13 protein-coding genes and 5 tRNA genes are annotated in these 17893 nt (G+C 28.4%); 3 read left to right on the forward strand and 15 right to left on the reverse strand.

Annotated elements, in window-relative coordinates; all coding sequences use genetic code 11:
* Positions 1–159: 159 nt before the first annotated feature.
* The 12 genes from KQY27_RS00400 to KQY27_RS00455 all read right to left on the reverse strand — a co-directional run bounded on the left by KQY27_RS00400 (position 160) and on the right by KQY27_RS00455 (position 10668).
* On the reverse strand, positions 160–591 hold the full coding sequence (locus KQY27_RS00400; protein ID WP_224424601.1) for a NusA-like transcription termination signal-binding factor: 432 nt from the start codon (positions 589–591) through the stop codon (positions 160–162).
* A 13-nt stretch (positions 592–604) separates the two neighbouring features.
* Positions 605–907 (reverse strand): 50S ribosomal protein L30e, encoded by a 303-nt coding sequence (locus tag KQY27_RS00405; RefSeq protein ID WP_224424602.1) that lies wholly within the window; start codon positions 905–907, stop codon positions 605–607.
* A gap of 13 nt (positions 908–920) precedes the next feature.
* Positions 921–2078 (reverse strand): DNA-directed RNA polymerase subunit A'', encoded by a 1158-nt coding sequence (gene rpoA2 / locus KQY27_RS00410; protein WP_224424616.1) that lies wholly within the window; start codon positions 2076–2078, stop codon positions 921–923.
* Between the two features lie 50 nt (positions 2079–2128).
* The gene (locus tag KQY27_RS00415; RefSeq protein WP_224424603.1) at positions 2129–4729 is read right to left on the reverse strand and encodes a DNA-directed RNA polymerase subunit A'; all 2601 of its coding nucleotides are present in this window, start codon (positions 4727–4729) and stop codon (positions 2129–2131) included.
* Positions 4730–4814: 85 nt separating this feature from the next.
* Complete coding sequence (gene rpoB / locus KQY27_RS00420) at positions 4815–6626, reverse strand: DNA-directed RNA polymerase subunit B (protein ID WP_224424604.1); 1812 nt, start codon at positions 6624–6626, stop codon at positions 4815–4817.
* 139 nt (positions 6627–6765) lie between these two features.
* Entirely contained in the window at positions 6766–8307 is a 1542-nt protein-coding gene (locus KQY27_RS00425) for a DNA-directed RNA polymerase subunit B'' (RefSeq protein WP_224424605.1), read from the reverse strand.
* Between the two features lie 836 nt (positions 8308–9143).
* Positions 9144–9377 carry a DNA-directed RNA polymerase subunit H gene (locus KQY27_RS00430; RefSeq protein ID WP_224424606.1) on the reverse strand — a complete coding sequence of 78 codons (234 nt, stop codon included), beginning with the start codon at positions 9375–9377 and terminating at the stop codon, positions 9144–9146.
* 94 nt (positions 9378–9471) lie between these two features.
* Positions 9472–9545 (reverse strand) — tRNA-Lys (locus tag KQY27_RS00435).
* 225 nt (positions 9546–9770) lie between these two features.
* Positions 9771–9842, reverse strand: a tRNA-Asp gene (locus KQY27_RS00440).
* Positions 9843–10147: 305 nt separating this feature from the next.
* A tRNA-Tyr gene (locus KQY27_RS00445) sits at positions 10148–10221 on the reverse strand.
* Between the two features lie 9 nt (positions 10222–10230).
* A tRNA-Pro gene (locus KQY27_RS00450) sits at positions 10231–10305 on the reverse strand.
* A 289-nt stretch (positions 10306–10594) separates the two neighbouring features.
* Positions 10595–10668: transfer RNA gene (locus KQY27_RS00455), tRNA-Thr, on the reverse strand.
* A gap of 765 nt (positions 10669–11433) precedes the next feature.
* Here KQY27_RS00455 and KQY27_RS00460 point away from each other — a divergent pair.
* From KQY27_RS00460 to thiE, 3 genes are all read left to right on the forward strand, one after another.
* Positions 11434–13185 carry a hypothetical protein gene (locus tag KQY27_RS00460; RefSeq protein WP_224424607.1) on the forward strand — a complete coding sequence of 584 codons (1752 nt, stop codon included), beginning with the start codon at positions 11434–11436 and terminating at the stop codon, positions 13183–13185.
* A gap of 99 nt (positions 13186–13284) precedes the next feature.
* A complete protein-coding gene (thiM, locus tag KQY27_RS00465) occupies positions 13285–14175 on the forward strand; it encodes a hydroxyethylthiazole kinase (RefSeq protein ID WP_224424608.1) in 891 nt (296 codons plus the stop codon).
* An 81-nt stretch (positions 14176–14256) separates the two neighbouring features.
* Complete coding sequence (gene thiE / locus KQY27_RS00470; protein ID WP_224424609.1) at positions 14257–14880, forward strand: thiamine phosphate synthase; 624 nt, start codon at positions 14257–14259, stop codon at positions 14878–14880.
* Between the two features lie 150 nt (positions 14881–15030).
* Here thiE and KQY27_RS00475 read toward each other — a convergent pair whose 3' ends face one another.
* The 3 genes from KQY27_RS00475 to KQY27_RS00480 form a co-directional block, all read right to left on the reverse strand.
* Entirely contained in the window at positions 15031–16266 is a 1236-nt protein-coding gene (locus KQY27_RS00475) for a phosphoglycerate kinase (RefSeq protein ID WP_224424617.1), read from the reverse strand.
* 146 nt (positions 16267–16412) lie between these two features.
* Positions 16413–16544 carry a hypothetical protein gene (locus tag KQY27_RS09190; protein WP_255596572.1) on the reverse strand — a complete coding sequence of 44 codons (132 nt, stop codon included), beginning with the start codon at positions 16542–16544 and terminating at the stop codon, positions 16413–16415.
* Between the two features lie 571 nt (positions 16545–17115).
* Positions 17116–17893 (reverse strand): carboxypeptidase-like regulatory domain-containing protein (locus tag KQY27_RS00480; RefSeq protein ID WP_224424610.1); only part of this gene is annotated, 778 nt, incomplete at its 5' end.

Below are 17893 nucleotides of genomic sequence, written 5' to 3' on the forward strand. Positions count from 1 at the left end.
AATATATAAAATTAATATGTATAAATTATTAAAAATTATTTAAAATAAATTTAATTATGTAAATAAATTAAAAAATATAGAAAATATAAAAAATACTAAAAAATAATTATAAAAAATATAAATAAAAATAAAGATAAAATGAAAAAATATTGAAAAACATCATTTTAAAATGATGTTACTAATATTGTGTTGTCTTTTAGCTAACAACTTAGCTCTTTCAATATTATGGCCATTTTTACCAATTGCAATACGTTTATTAGTAGAATCAGCAACTACAGTAGCTACTTTTTCTTTACTTTCTTTTTGAAGTACTTTAATTGATTTGAGTTCAGCTGGAGCCATTAAATTTTTTATAAATTCAGTTGAATCTTCAGAATGTTCAATGATTTCAACACCTTTATCAACAGCTTTTTGAACTTTAGTCACAGTACTTCCACCTTTACCAATAGCTAATCCCATATCACCATTTTTAACAACAAAAGTTACTTTGCCATTATCTTCATCAATGATACAATCTTTGACCATTGCTCCAGTCATACTCTCAAAAAGAGCTATGTATCTTATTTCATTTGCATTAAACTTAATAGACACAAAAATCTACCCCTTACTTAGACATTATTTCTAGTATAGTAGAATCTCCTGGATCGTTTATGACTAATGTAGCCACAGTAAAAGGTTTACCACAAACAGAACCTAAATCTACACTGGTTCCATCGTAAATGTAAACAGGAATTTCTGAAAGTTTTGAATAATATTCTACATCTTCTAAAATTTCTTTAGGACTATTTTCAGCAACTACGACTAATTGTCCTTTTCCTAATTTTAAAGATTGGATTGATTTTTCAGAGCCTAAAGTGACATCACCTGTGTCAACTGCTACTCTAATTCCTCTATCTACGTCCATCATCTGCCTCCTTTAATTATTTTTTTGATTTATTTGGTTTCATGACGACACCGACTGAACCGGTACCGAGGGGTATAGGTTGTCCTATGATAATGTTTTCAATTATACCAGTTAATTTATCAACTTCTCCCCTAATACTTGCACGGAGAAGATGTTTACCAGTTTCTTCAAATGCTGCACGAGCAAGAACACTGGATTTTTCGCCACTAATACCATGACGACCAATGGAACGAACTATTCCTTCAGAAGTCATCATATCAGACACTAGCATAATATGTCTAACATCAACACTAAGACCCTGTTCTTCAAGAGTACGAAGAGCTTCATTAATAATAGAATTACGAGCAGCTTCAATACCTAAAACAGTTTCAATTTCATGAATATCATTTGTGGTGGTTCTAACTCCATCTACACCATCAATTTTAAGAATGTCACCAAGATTTGAACCTTCAGTATGGATGATCCATTCATCCTCTCTTCTTATAATTACTTTTCCGATATTTTTAATACCACTTATTTGTAAATCACGGACTTTATCAGCAAGAAGTCTGAGTTCTCTTATAGTTTGTTTTGCAGGTTCAAAAACTAGCACATTATCTTTTCTATTAGATCTTTTAAAAGCTTTTTCAACATTAGCTAATATTTCTTCATAATCAAGTCTTTTATCTTCAATTTTTTCAGCATCGAGAACAGCTTCAATTTTCATCTCTGCATAATTGATATAAAAGTCTTTTAATATATCATTTAAAGTACTTTTACCAATGCGATTAGCTAACTTCTTAACAAATTCTTCATCATCTTTATGATCTTCATCAAAGTAAATCGCCATAGTTGGTGTTGAAATCTTTTTTCTTGCATCTACAATCTCAATAAGTCTTGGAAGGCCCAAGGTAACATTTAATTCAGCTACCCCTGCATAGTGAAAAGTACGCATAGTCATCTGAGTACCAGGTTCACCAACAGATTGTGCAGCTACTGTACCAACTGCTTCTCCAGCTTCAACTCTAGCTCGTTCGTAAGCTTTTCTTACTTTAATTATAAGTTTTTCAAGTTCGCCATCAGTAAGTTCTCTTCTAACATAAGCTTCTGCAATGTCATGAATGTAACTTTCTGGAAAATCTGCTTTTTTCTTTTTAGCTACCTTTTCTACTTTTTCAATTATTTTTTTGTCAATTCCTAATTCTTCCACAAAAACCACCTAATCAATACTCATAAATTAATAGCTTATTTTACCCTCATTTCATCAATGATTTTATCTAAATCAGCAGCTTTACCATAGTCACTTTTAGCAGGATCTACACCATCTTCACCAAACATGGTTTGAATGACCATTCCACGGTTATCAGTAACTAATCCATTTTCTCTTACATTAAGATCTTGAAGAGCATTTACAAGTCTTCTTTGCATATAACCACTTTGTGCAGTACGAATAGCTGTATCAACTAAACCCTCTCTTCCTCCCATAGCATGGAAGAAAAATTCAATTGGATCAAGTCCTTCTTTATAACTTGAATGAACAAAACCACGAGCTTTAGCACCAAGTTCATTTTTTCTAAAGTGAGGTAAGGTTCTTTCAATGTAACCCCTATCAATCCGTCCACCACGAACAGACTGTTGTCCTACACAAGCAGTAATCTGAGTTAAATTAAGCATGGATGCTCTTGCACCAGTAGTTGCCATAATAACAGAATGATTGTCCATTCCAAAGTAACTTTCAGCAATTTCCCCAGATTTATCCCTTGCTTCACCAAGAACTTGCATAATTTTCATCTCAAGGGTTTCTTCTAAACTTCTTCCAGGTAATGCTTCAAGTTCATTATTTTCATAAGCTTCTACTAATTTATCTACTTTCTCCTCAGCACTATCAAGATGAGCTTCAATTCTTTCTTTAGCTTCTTCAGGAATTTCTTCATCATTAGTACTAGTAGTAATACCTACTTTCATAATACCAGAAATAGCTAAATCAGTTGAAGCATCAAGGAATTTTCTTGCTTCATTTGGCCCATATTCTTTCATTATTGTATCTAATATTTTACCTGAAAAGGAACCATATGCTTTCTCATCCATAGCACCTGAAATAAGTTCACCATCTTCAATAACAACATAAGCATCATGTTCACATTCTTTAAGCATACATTCATCACATTTTTGACAAATTTCTGCTTTATATTGCATATTAAGATTTTCTGGTAGAAGTAGACTAAATAATTCTTTTCCTTCCCAATCTCTATTTTTTCTTTTGGGAATTGGGAGTTTAGCCTTTCTTATAATTTGGAAAGCCTGTTCTTCAGTAAATGTAGATCCAGTTCTTGTAAGTAAATATGCACCAGAAATATGATCGTGAATAGCTCCAATAATTGGTCCACCAAACCTTGGAGAGAGAATATGTTCTTGTACCCTCATAAGAGATTTAGCTTCAGCTCTAGATTCATCTGTTTGGAAAACATGCATGTTCATTTCGTCTCCATCGAAATCAGCATTGTATGGAGGACATACACATAAATTAAGTCTGAATGTTTTATATGGAAGAACTTTAACTTCATGAGCCATCATTGACATTCTGTGAAGTGAAGGCTGACGATTAAATAAAACAATATCTCCATCTTTTAAATGACGTTCTACTACAAAACCAGGTTCTAACATCTCAAGAATAGCTTCCTTAGTTTCATCATAAACTCTTATTTTTCTTCCATCAAGCCTAATAACATAGTTAGCACCAGGATGAACATCAGGACCATTGTTAATATGTTCTTTTATTTCATCAATATTCCAGTCATTAACATGGACAGGAACAGTGACTTCTTTAGCTATCATCTCAGGAACCCCGACTTCATTAATACTTATATTAGGATCTGGAGATATTACAGTACGTGCAGAGAAATTAACCCTTTTACCAGAAAGATTACTTCTAAATCTTCCTTCTTTCCCTTTAAGACGTTGTGCTAATGTTTTAAGAGGTCTTCCAGACCTATGTCTAGCTGGAGGCACACCAGATGCTTCATTATCAAAGTAAGTAGTAACGTGATATTGTAAAAGTTCCCATAGATCCTCTACAATAAGCTGAGGAGCCCCAGCCTCCATGTTTTCAACTAATCTTTGGTTAATCCTAAGAATATCAACAAGCTTGTGAGTTAAATCATCCTCAGAACGTTCCCCAGTTTCAAGAGTAATAGAAGGTCTAACAGTAACTGGAGGAACAGGAAGAACTGTTAAAACCATCCATTCTGGCCTAGCTACTTCAGGATTAACTCCTAATACATAAGCATCATCATCAGTAATTTTTTCTAATTTTTCTCTAACTTCACTAGGAGTTAATTTATAGTCTCCTTCAATTATTGAAATAGGTTTATCGATTTTAATGTCTTCTTGTTCTTCTTCGCAATGAGGACATTTATCTCTTCTAGCCAAGGTATAAATTTCTTTAATTAAATCATTGATACTTTCTTCATTTTCTTTTAAAGCATCAATTCTTGCCTTATAATCTACAATTTCACTATCAGTTAAAAGAATGCGGCCGCAAGAGTTACATGTTGAACGTAAGATTTTATGTATTGTATCACCAAATCCAACATGAATAACAGGCCTTGCCAGGTCTATACTACCAAAATGTCCTTGACATTCTCCACCTTTAGCACCACAAGCACGACATCTTAAACTTGGGTCGATGACTCCTAAATGAGGATCCATTAATCCATTTTCAATTGGATAACCATCTTCATCATAGGTATCTGGAGTTTCAATCTTAGTAACAGACATTTTCCTAATATCCTCTGGAGACATAAGTCCAAAGTTAATTTGAGAAATCTGTTTTATTATTCCTTTCAAAATATTGGCTCCTTAAATATTTCATTATTAATCTTAATAATTCGTTAATAATATAGTAATTTTAATAAATTTAACTACAATCTTACTATGCTTTATCCTCTAAAACTAATTTAGGGAATATACATAAACTCTTAAGTTCATCTAATAGAAGCTTGAATGCATAAGATATTTCAACAGGGTATGAGTCAACATCCCCACATATTGGGCAGTATTTTTTATCTCTTATTTTATCATAAACAGATATCATACCACAGTCACCACAAATAATAGCTTCATATTTATCAGATTCATCCAAAAGTCTTTCTTTAAGTGCGAGAGCTGCTCCATGAGCAATCAAACAATCTCTTTCCATTTCTCCAAATCTGAGACCACCTTCACGAGCCCTACCTTCAGTAGGTTGACGTGTAAGAACTTGTACAGGACCTCTTGAACGAGCATAAACTTTATCAGTAGTCATATGATGGAGTTTCTGATAGAAAGCTACTCCTACAAAAATCTCAGCTTCTATTCTCTCACCATTCATACCATTATAGAGAGATTCACAACCAGCTGATTCAAAACCATTATCTTTAAGAGCTTGTTTTATCTCTCCTTCAAGATCATCATTAAATGGAGTTCCATCAATCCTTTGCCCTTCCATACAACCTGCTTTACCAGCTACCATTTCAATTACCTGACCTACAGACATCCTTGAAGGAATTGCGTGTGGATTAACGATTAAATCTGGAACTACACCCTCTTCTGTAAATGGAACATCATCTTGAGATAAAATAAGCCCTACAACCCCTTTTTGTCCGTGCCTTGAAGCAAATTTATCTCCAAATTCAGGTTGTCTTGTATCTCTAACTCTTATTTTAGCTAATTTACTTCCTTCTACAGTTTCAGTAAGAAGAACTGCATCAACAATACCTTTTTCACCATGCCTTACAGTAACAGAAGTCTCTCTTCTTCTCTCTGCTACAGTTCCAAACTCATCAATTTCTTCTAGGAACCTTGGAGGAGAAGTTTTACCAATAAGAACATCTCCAGATTCAACATAAGATTCTGGGTTTACAATACCATCTTCATCTAAGTGACGATATGCTTCTTCAGAACGATACCCTCTTACACCTTTTTCTGGAACTTCAAATTTATCTTCTTGTCCACCAGGATACCTTCTCTCAGAAGCCTCATAAGACCTAAAAAATGAAGATCTTGACATTCCACGTTCAAGCGAAGATTTGTTTAAAATAAGTGCATCTTCCATGTTATACCCTTCAAAGGACATAACAGCCACTACAAAGTTTTGACCAGAAGGACGTTTGTCATAGTTTGTTGCATCAATAATTCGTGTTTTAACAAGTGGTGTTTGTGGATGATGCAAAAGATGAGCTCTTGTATCAGTACGTAACCCATAGTTAGATACATAGAGACCAAGTGCTTGTTTTGTCATACCTGCTTCCATTGTATTCCTTGGAGAAGAATTATGGTCAGAAAATGGAATAATCCCTGCACAGATACCAAGCATTGTTGAAGGATCAATCTCTAAGTGAGTGTGATCTTCATTTAAATAATTTAATCCCATTGCAATATATGAGTTTTCTTCTTCTTCAGCATCTAAATATTCAATGATGCCTAATTTTATAAGATCTTCCCATTTAATATCACCTTTTTCCATTTTTTCAATATGGTCTTCTTCAAGTAATGGAACACCATCTTTAACTAATATTAATGGCCTTCTAGCTCTTCCAGGATCATTAAATATGTAAATCTCATCAGTGTCATTATAATAAGTAATGTTCATTTCATCAGAAACTTCACCAGATCTTCTTTTTTGTCTCATCTCACTGACAAAATCATCAGGATCATCACAAGTTCCGATTAATTCCCCGTTTATATATATTTTAGCTTTATTCACCTAACTCCTCCAAATAATAAAGTAATATAAATTATAATCAATAATTGTAAATAAAATGATAGAAAATAATAATATTAATAATATATTGATAAATTGACAAAGAAAAGAAAAATTGACAATAAATCTATAAGATTAATAATTATTGAATAATACCCATTTCTTTAATTACATTCTTAATTTCTTCTGAGTCTGAACCTTCAGAAATTTTACACATTAATGCTAAGTTCTTTACCAAACCACAATTAGGTCCCTCTGGAGTCTCATTAGGACATATTTTACCAAATTGTGTTGGGTGCAAATCCCTAGCTTCAAAATGAGGTTGACTTCTACTTAAAGGAGAAACTACTCTTCTAAGATGTGAAAGTGTTCCCATGTAACTAGTTCTATCAAGAAGTTGGCTTACACCAGCCCTTCCACCAACCCAATTACCTGTAGCTATAGCATGCTTAATATTTTCTGTTAAAACATCAGATCTAACAGCTTGTTTAATTGAAGGTTCTTTACCACGAGAAATACTTCTTTCAAGTTGATAACTCATATCTCTTGTTAAACTTGTGAATGCAACACGGAATAAATCTTCCATTAAATCTCCTGAAACACGGAGTCTTTTATTAGTGTAATGATCCTTATCATGAGGTTCTCTCATTTCATAAATAACTTGAAGTAACATTTCACACATTTCAGCAAGATAAATCGCTTTAGCATCTCTTCTATCGCTTTCTACACCCATATGAGGGAGTAAATATCTGTCTATAACATCTTCAGCACGTTTAATACGATATTCTTCAGTCATTCCTTTTGCAACTCTATTACCTATGTATTTAATAGCTGCTTGCTGTAAATAATCTTCTCTTTCTTCTTTAGATAGTCCTTCCATCTCTTTAGAATCAAGTTTTAATGCTGCTTCTGAAACTTGTATATCATCAGCTATTACCATTTGGAAATTAAAATCATCAGAAATAGCAGTGATAATATCTTCATCAGTAGACATTCCTAAAGCTCTAAGTAAAATTACAAGTGGTATTTCACCAGGAACATAAGGGAAAGAAATTCTTAAAAATACTCCACTTTTCCTAGGTTTTCTATATTCAAGAGAGATTCTCGCTCTGAAACCACTTTTAATAGAGGTAACTATAGCTTTTGCACGTCTATCTTCAACTTCACCAAGACGTTCAAGAATAATTTTGTTTGGAGCTATCTCTTCCATAGTTACAACAGCTCTCTCAGAACCATTAACAATAAAATAACCACCAGGATCCTGAGGATCTTCACCTTTAACTAAAAGTTCTTCTTGATTAAGGCCATTTAAATGACAAATATCAGACTTAAGCATAAGTGGAAGTTCTCCAATGTACACTTTTTCAAGAGGATTTTTTTCTTCCCCATGATTTAATGCCATCTCAAGGTACATATGTGCAGAATAAGTTAAATTTCTAAGCCTAGCTTCAGTAGGATAAATCAAACTTTTTGAACCATCTGCTTCTTTAGTAAATGGTTTTTGTATCTCAACTTTACCTGTTTCAAGAGTATATTCCCCTTGTTCCAAAACAATAGGCTCAGTTATGTCAATTATATTTTGTATACGGTTGTTTACAAAGTCATTGTATGATTTGATATGATGATCTACCAAATCATATTTATCAAAAAATGCGTCTACCAATCCCCATGTATTACTCTTCATGGACTTCCTCCAGAATAAAATCTATAGATAAATTTTTATAATAATTTTATTTACAATTATATTCAATTGCATTGTATATAATCGGTTATATCAAAATATAACAATTTATACAAATATACGAATAAATGCATCATTTCAACCAATAAAAGAAAACAAACAAAACCCCTTTAATATCATATCACATATAATTAAATTATATTATGTTATTTATAATAACATTATAATAAATTTAATTATTTTAAACTTAATCAAATTAATAAATTTATTTATCAGCATTATTTATAATTTTTAAATTATAATTTTTAAATTTGCATAAATTTTATATTATAATTTTATTATAATGATAATATGATTTAAATCAGTTTTTATATGTTTAAATATTGATAAATTATATCTATCTTTATAAAGATAGATATTAGAATTTTATGAAATTTATTTCAATATCAAGTTACGATATTGAATTCAGTAAAATAAAAAATATAGAATTCAATAATTATTGCCAAATGAATCTTATTTTCATGATAAATATTTTATATTTTTAATGAATAATTATTTTTAATGATTAATTACTAATAATTATAATAATTAATAGATAGCTTAACTAATAGATAGCTAAAAAGCCAATATATCATAAATATTTAATAACTTACTTATAATAGCTATAAAATACTTGATAGTAACTATAGATAGCTGATAATAGCTATAATAGTTAATAAATATATAATAGCTAATAAAAGTTATTAAATAGTTAAAAAGTTAATAATAGTTGATAATCGCCAAAATAGAAAATATAGGCAAATAATATTAATTAACTATGATAATTAACAATAAATATACTATCCTTCAACTAATCTATAAGTAACAAAAGTTCCAGCAGTAGGGCTGTCACGTGTAATTTCTAAAATATCTCCCTTTTTAGCATCAATAGCTTTAACAACAGGATCATCTGTTTTTATTTTAGGAAGATGTTCAATTTCAAAATCTAAATCTTTAAAAACTTTTTTTATTTCAGATTCAGATAAAATAACATGACTTGGTACAAGTTCATGATTTAAGATATCTTTACTCACAATATTTCCTCCGGATAAGAAAATTTAAGAGACATTAAGACTCTAAAAGAATTCATGTCTTAAGAAACTTAGAAATTTAAATATAAAATTAGAACGGGCCCGACGGGAATTGAACCCGCGGCCGCTTGGTTAAAAGCCAAGCGCTCTGCCAGACTGAGCTACGGGCCCTAAATTAAAAATGCGACAAATAATTTATATTTAAATATACTTTCTCAAATATACATATCTCAAATATGTATACTATCTCAAATATACTAAACATATACAAAATGTATTAAAATTTACATAAGTATTAAATATTATATACATGAATTATCTTCATATGTATAATTATATTATTAATACTAACTACTATATAAATGTAACAGTTTAATACTTTAAATATATATTTAACGCCCTGGCCGGGATTTGAACCCGAGTCGCGGGCTCGACAGGCCCACATGATAGCCCCTACACCACCAGGGCAGGGATTATTAATGAAAAATCAATGGATACAATCCACTCATCATTAAAGTATAAAAATACTCATATATAAAGCTTTCGATTTATTATAAATTTTGATTAAAATCTTATTAAATTCCTACAAAAACTTTATTAAAATCTCTAAAAATCGAATTATTATTGGAAATTTAAAGATAATTTAATGGAAATTTTAATTATTATACTGATATTATTGTTTTTTTAAGATATTAATATCTTTTAAAGTTTAAAAATCATTAAAAGTTTTATTATCTTCACTATAATAATTAATAATGATATAAGTATTTAAATCCCGCCTGCCGGACTTGAACCAGCAACATTTGGATCTACAGTCCAACGCTCTGCCAAATTGAGCTAAGGCGGGTGTAGAAAATGGGACCACCCGGATTTGAACCGGAGTCTCAGGCTCCCAAAGCCCAAAGGATCGACCAAGCTACCCTATGGTCCCATATTGAAAATATCACGATATTTATAAAATATTTCACAATAATGAATACAGAAACAAAATCAGAGTCATTTAAAAACTTAGGTTCCTATCATCCATCACGTTATACTATGTTAATTTTAATATTATATATACTTTTTCATTTCTTTTGATATATACATATGATATATACATATAATTCTAAAGTTATTTTATAATATTAAATAAACTATGAAATATATAAAATCATATAATAATGAAAATATATAAACATTATTTTAAAACAGCTATTATGTTTTATAAAAATTATGAAAGCCCCGGACGGGAATTGAACCCGCGACCACGAGATTACAAGTCTCGCGCTCCACCAGACTGAGCTACCGAGGCATAAAATTAATCAACAAAATGTCACAAAACATTACAAATCATGCAACATTAATATCTTGGTTCATGTCTACTTAAATACTTTTCTAAAGATGGTATAATTTCAGTAGATTTTGACATAAAAAAATCAAAAAGAATAATACAAAAAATATTATATTTTTATTTATAAATAAATGAACAAAAACATTATTTTTATAATATTTATTGAACCAATATAATAAAATATTTTTTATAACTTTTCTATATTTTATACTATTATAATTTAATATTATTTAATATTATTTAAACTATATTAGTTACACTTGAAAACGTACTTCTTGCAGCTGCATCATCAATAATATTTTTATTATAATTACTATTTTTGAGAGTAATCCATTCTCATTTATAATCGCATGGTTTAAACTCTCATTTGACATACTTCTTAATAAATAAATATTACAGTAATTTATTTTGATTAACAATTAACCAATAAAGTATTAACAAAATGAATAATAAAATATTATAAAAAATTATAATGTTAAATTTACTATATAATAATATAATATGTTATTTATAATATGTTGCTCAATATAAAAAAAGTAGAAAATTAATAAAAAATTATAAGAAGATTACTACAAAGCTAATAAACATTAATGAAAAGCAAAAAAAATTATAAAAATTTATTAATCATTATGCATTAAAATTAAGAAAATCTTTGTTCAATATAAAGTCCTAATTAAATTAAAAAATATTAGAAAAGAAAATAAATTAAGCGAAATGGTGAATAGTGTGCATTTTATAATAATATCTAAAAAAAATAACACATTTAAGATTAATGATAAATACTTAAAATCTAATAATGCTCCAACATTAATTTCAAAAACATTTAAAAAAATGGAAATAAAAAATTTTATTGTATATTGTTATAATTACACCCATATTGACCATGAAAAAGAGAACTATTCATTTTACTGTGATAAAAACAGAATACTTTTAGTAAATGGGTTAATAAATGTTGACAATGAAATAAGAGACTATGATATAGTAAAATTCTTTAACAAACTAAACGATTCTTCTAAATTGACTGGAGATTATCAACTAATAAAAATTGATAAAAACGGAAATGGATTTATTAAAACCCCTATCTTCAGTATCAGACAATTATTTTTTTATGAAGACGAGAACTGTTCGGTTATATCAACTGACCCTAAGTTAATTGTAGATGGAATAGAAAAGTTCAAAGAGAAAAAATTTGTTAATCATTATGATATCAAATTTATAGAAGATAGTATCTTCAATAAATTGAGTGTTAGGAAATTTCCAAGAAATACAATATTCAAAGAAATTAAAAGACTATTTCCAAATGATAAGAAAAAATTCATTAATGGGAATATTGTTATAGATACAAATATCAAAATTGAAGCTCCAAAATCTTTCAAAAAAAAATATAAAGAGAATAAAGAAAAGCTCTATGATGAATATTATAATGACTTAATAAATTTTACAGATAAAAACCTAAAATATCTAAAACCACAACTAAATAAAATAGTTCTAGGTCTTACAGGAGGCTTTGATTCTCGTTTAACCTTAAGCATATTCAGTAATCTATGTAAAAAAAATAATATTGCCTTTGAAACATTTGTAAATGGCAACGATGATAATGGTGATGTTATAATTGCTAACAAAATTTCAAAAATAGTTGATGTCCCACATACTCAAAACAAGCCACCAGGAGGAAAACACAAAAGTCCTAAAACCATAAACGACTATATGCTTGTTTTTTACATCGGAAAAGGTGATTTTGACTCGAATAACTTTGATTCATCACGCAAATATATTAATGATCAACATTTATTATATATAAATGGGATGGATGCTTATAAAAGACATGATATGGATTCAATATATAGTGGTAATAGGTGGTTTGCAAAACGATACCTACAAGATAAAAATTTCTTTTTCCCCCTGTTTTACACAGAAAACGAAATATTTTTCGCATTAGAAACGACAAAAAATAATCCAGAAGGTTATAAGGAATTTATATATGAAATACTGAAAAGATCTAACCCAAAACTATTAGAAATACCAATTCTTGGGGACAACTTACCACAAACAAACATAAAACCATATTTGACTAAAAATTTATCAAATCATGAACAAGAACCCTTTTTATGGGATTATTCATTTGTTAGAAAAAATCTAAAAATTATATTAAATGAAAATTTAAATAAAAAATTAGGATTAAAAAGTAAAATAATAATTAAAATAATTGGGTTAAACGAACTAGACTTCTTTCTAAATAAAAAAATCTACAAAATTATAAATGCCTACAGAAAAGAGAAAATCACTCTTAAATTAGCTATTAAAAAACTAATTGAAGAAAAATCATCACAAGAATATCCAAAAAGGAAAACAATGATAAGCATGGATGGAAAAAATCTTAAAAGAAAAACCATCAAAAACATGAGAATATTAATGGACTATGCATCAGTTGCAAAAATGAAATCTTTCCAAGAAATAGAAAAAGAACTAAAAATTTAGAAAATACAAAATTTATAAATTTCATATAATATTATATTATGAGCTATTTCATATAAAAAAAATTAAGATTTATTAAAAATTTAAAAATTGAGGATTAAAATGAGTAACAATGATAATAAAATAATAAAAGACTCTATAATTGCATTAAAAAATGTTAAAGAAAAAATCCCACTTACAAATTGTATAACTAATTATGTAACAATTAATGATTGTGCAAATGCCGTTTTAGCTATTGGAGGATCACCTATGATGGCTGATGATCCTGAAGAAATTGAAGATTTTGTTGAAATAGCTGATACCCTAGTGATAAACATTGGTAAAATGAGTAAAAGCCAAATTGAAGCTATGCTTCTTGGAGCCGATTATGGAACAAAAACCAACACACCAATTGTTTTAGATCCAGTAGGTGTTGGAGTAACTAATCTTAGAAATAAAATTGTGCTTAAACTAATTAAAGAATCAAATATATCAGCTGTTCGAGGAAATATGTCTGAAATTAAAACTATAGCCCAACTTATTGATTTAGATGAGGTAAAATCCTTAAATAAAAGTTTAAGTAAAGGAGTAGATGTCTCTGAAGGGGATGAAACTACAAAAGAAAATTTAAAATCAAATGCAAAGATAATTAAAGCATTAGCTAAAGAAATAGATACAGTTATAATAGCTAGTGGAGCTATTGATATAATTTCCGATGGAAAAACAGTTTTTGCTTGTGAAAATGGAGACTCATTAATGCCAAAGATAACAGGAAGTGGATGTATGCTTAGTTCAATTGTTGGGACTTTTTGTGGAGCAAATGATCCATTTATAGGTGGAATAGCTGCTACAATAGCTATGGGAGTGGCTGGTGAAGAAGCTGGAAAAATAGTAAGAGAAGAAAAAACTGGAACTGGGACATTTAGATCTAAGTTAATCGATTATTTGTATAATATGGATGAAAAACTTCTCTTAAAAGAAACAAAATTATATGAAATCAAATTAATTAATTAATTAATTAATTAATTAATTCAATATTAAATATTAAAATTAATGAAATAAATTAAACTAATTATTATATGAAGAGATTAAATTATGAAAAATATTGATTATTCATTATATCTTGTTACAAATAGAGCTGGAAAAACAGAAGAAGAGTTTATAACTACAATAGAACAGGCCATTTTAGGAGGAGTTACTGTAGTACAGCTACGTGAGAAAGACTTATCTACTGGTAAATTTTATAGATTAGCTAGTAAAGTTAAAGAGTTGACTTCAAAATATGATATTCCATTAATAATAAATGACAGATTAGATATTGCATTAGCTATTAATGCAGATGGAGTTCATGTTGGACAAAGCGATATGCCAGGAGATATTGTTAGAAGTATTATTGGAAAAAATAAGATATTAGGAATATCAGCAGCTACAATCAAAGATACTATAAAAGCAGAAAAGGATGGAGCAGATTATATTGGAAGTGGAGCCATATTCCCCACACAAACAAAAGATGCTGATTGTATCACAATAGATTACTTAAAAGAAATAGTTAATGCAGTTAATATTCCAATAATAGCTATCGGAGGATTAACTGAAGATAATATTGAATCATTAGTCAATACAAATATTGGTGGAATTTCTCTTGTTTCAGCCATTATGGAAAGTAACAATCCCAAAAAAACTGTTCAAAAGTTAAAAACAGAGTTTGAATTATTATAAAAGAATTCAGCTGATTAATTCAGCTGATGATTATTATTATACTTATTATTATAATTATTATTATAACTATTAAATTTATTATCAATTAATATTATTAATTATCCTAATATCATTTACCATTATCATATATTTCATTACTATATTTCTTTATTATTCATTCATTTTTTTAGCCGATTCTTTTAAAGCTTCAACTGCAGCTAATTTTTTACCTGATAAAAGATTTATACAAGCACCACCACCACTACTAACATGACTGACATCATCTTCAAATCCCATTGCCATAGTAGCAGCTGCAATATGTCCTCCACCAATTATAGAAAATCCATCAGAACTAGCTATTGCATTAAGAAGATCTTCAGTTCCCATTGCAAATTTGGGATCTTCAAATACACCAGCTGGACCATTTGCAAAAATGGTTTTTGCAGATCTGATTATCTTTGCATATTCTTTAATAGATTCTATCCCAATATCAAAAATAGGGAAATTTGGAATGTTTTCAATTGAAATATCTTCTCTTTCTTTATTTCCATTTTCAATAGCTACATCCTTAGGATAAACAATTTTAGAACCAAATTTTTTAAGAAGTTTCTTTGATTTTTTAACTAAATAACAATAATCCCTATCTTTAATAAATTTTTTATTTATCTTCCCAATATCAATTCCAGAAGCTAAAAGAACAATATTAGCTACAAGACCTGAAGTTAATACATAATCAGCCGTTCCATTTTTTAAAACATTTTCCATAACATCAATAGAATCATCAGCTTTCATCCCACCAAGAACAAAAACACATGGTTTTTTAACATTATCAAGAGCATTTTGAATTATTTTTAGTTCTTTTTCCATTAATCTCCCAGCTGCAGAAGGAACAAGTGGTGCAAAACCAACTAAAGAAGGTTGAGATCTATGAGCAGCTGCAAAGGCATCATTGACAAAAATATCTACTAAAGGTGCAAGATTTCGAGGCAAAAGCGATTTAGATTGTTCATCGGCTGATTTTTTTATAGATTCCTCAGAAAAGAATCTTACATTTTCAAGAAGAAGGATTTCATGATTTTTAAGAGATTTTATAGATTTTTTAGCTTCATGGGAAAAAATAGAATCAACATATTTAACATCAATACCTAAATTTTTTGATAAAACATTACTATGTTGTTCAAGAGTAGTGAAATCTTTTTTACCAGGCCTACTTTGATGAGCTAAAACAACAACTTTTGCTCCTTTTTCAGATAGTTCTTTAAGAGTTTCACTATGTAATTTCATCCGAGTATCATCTAATATAGTTCCAGAGTTAGGATCAACAGGAGAATTAATATCAACCCTAACTAAAACAGTTTTTCCTTCAAGATTAAAATCATCAATTGTATTAAATTCAATTGCCATTATATCCCACATAAAAAAAATATATAAATTATAATTTTAATTTCTACATAAAATTTTTAATTAACAATTAATAATATATACTTAATAATATAATAATTAGTTAGTAAATTGCTAATATTTTATTTGAATTATTAAATAATTTTATTGATTTAAATTTTACTAATTAAATTTAGGAGAGTTTCTTTAGAATTATCAGCTAAAATAATTCTAGAATCAAAGCATACTCCATATCTTTTAAATTTTAGTTGCTCATGTATATCATCAGCAGTTGATGTTCTCACACAATATAAAACTATAGTTTTTTGTTAATATGTTCTAATTTAGCTATAGTACCTTCAACAACTTCAGATTCAGCTTGAGAAACAGGAATACACATATCAATTTATAATAAGTATACTCTTTTCTAATTTTATTTGTATGTTTTTAGCCTATATATAATTTTTTATAAAAATAAAATATTATATTTTTTAAACAGCATTAATCTAAATATATCTTTTTATAGTAATTTTAATTTTTTTATATATCATACTAATTACTTCTCATATAGAATTAAAAGTATTAAGTATTATAATATAATAATTAGGAAAATATAGATTATATTCTAATAAAAATATTTTTCTTAATTTTAATAAATAAATTAGATAATAAAATTAATAAATTTATGATGAATTAAAATTAATAAAAAATATATCAATAAAACAAAACAAAATTTTATAAAAAGTTATAAAAATTATATAAAATAAAAAATTAATCTAAATCCTAAAACTAAAGATTATTTTATAATTAAATTTAATTAAAAAAAGAATAAGAAAGGATAAAAATAATAATAATTTTATCCTCATAACAAATTGTTTATTTTTTTTGTTTTATGCAAATACCAAATCCAAATATAGTTAATAAGAGAACTAAAACTATATTTAATGGAACTCCTGTTTTTTTCATAATGGCGCTAAATATTAGATTATTACTAGTTTTGTTTGTATTATTAGTTCTATTGCTTTCTTTTGTGAATTCAGCAAATGCAACAGCATTATTGATAGGATTATCAGCTAATACTATAACTTTAACTTTATGTTGTCCATTATTGATTTTATTTGAGAGTATAGTTAATGTTGAAATACCATTATTGTCAGTACGATTATTCCCTATTTTTTCATTATCTAAGTAAAAATCAACAGGATAATCAACTACAGGCGAATCATCGTCATTATAAGTTGCATTAGCAACTATAATAATAGAACCATCACCATTCTCAATAATAGTTAATTTTACAACAATTTTAGATACCTTCAATGTAGTAGTGTTAGTAAAACCATTGTATGTTATATTTCCAACCCAACTAACAGTAACAGTTAAATTACCAGAAGTAGTTGGAATAATGTTCAGGCTCCACACACCATTACTATCAGTAGTTACATAATACATGTGACCATCAACAGTAACACTAATCTGAGCATTAGCTAAATGATTACCCCCACCATCACTAACAACACCAGATATAGAAGAACTCTTACCTACTTTACCATTAGAAACAATAATACTAGAATTAGAAGTTATCTTAACTACATCCCAAATAGTAGTATTAGTAAAACCTTCATAAGTACTATTACCAATCCAACTAACAGTAACA

Source organism: Methanobrevibacter sp. TMH8, assembly GCF_020148105.1.
In the GTDB taxonomy this organism is placed as follows: Archaea; Methanobacteriota; Methanobacteria; order Methanobacteriales; family Methanobacteriaceae; genus Methanobinarius.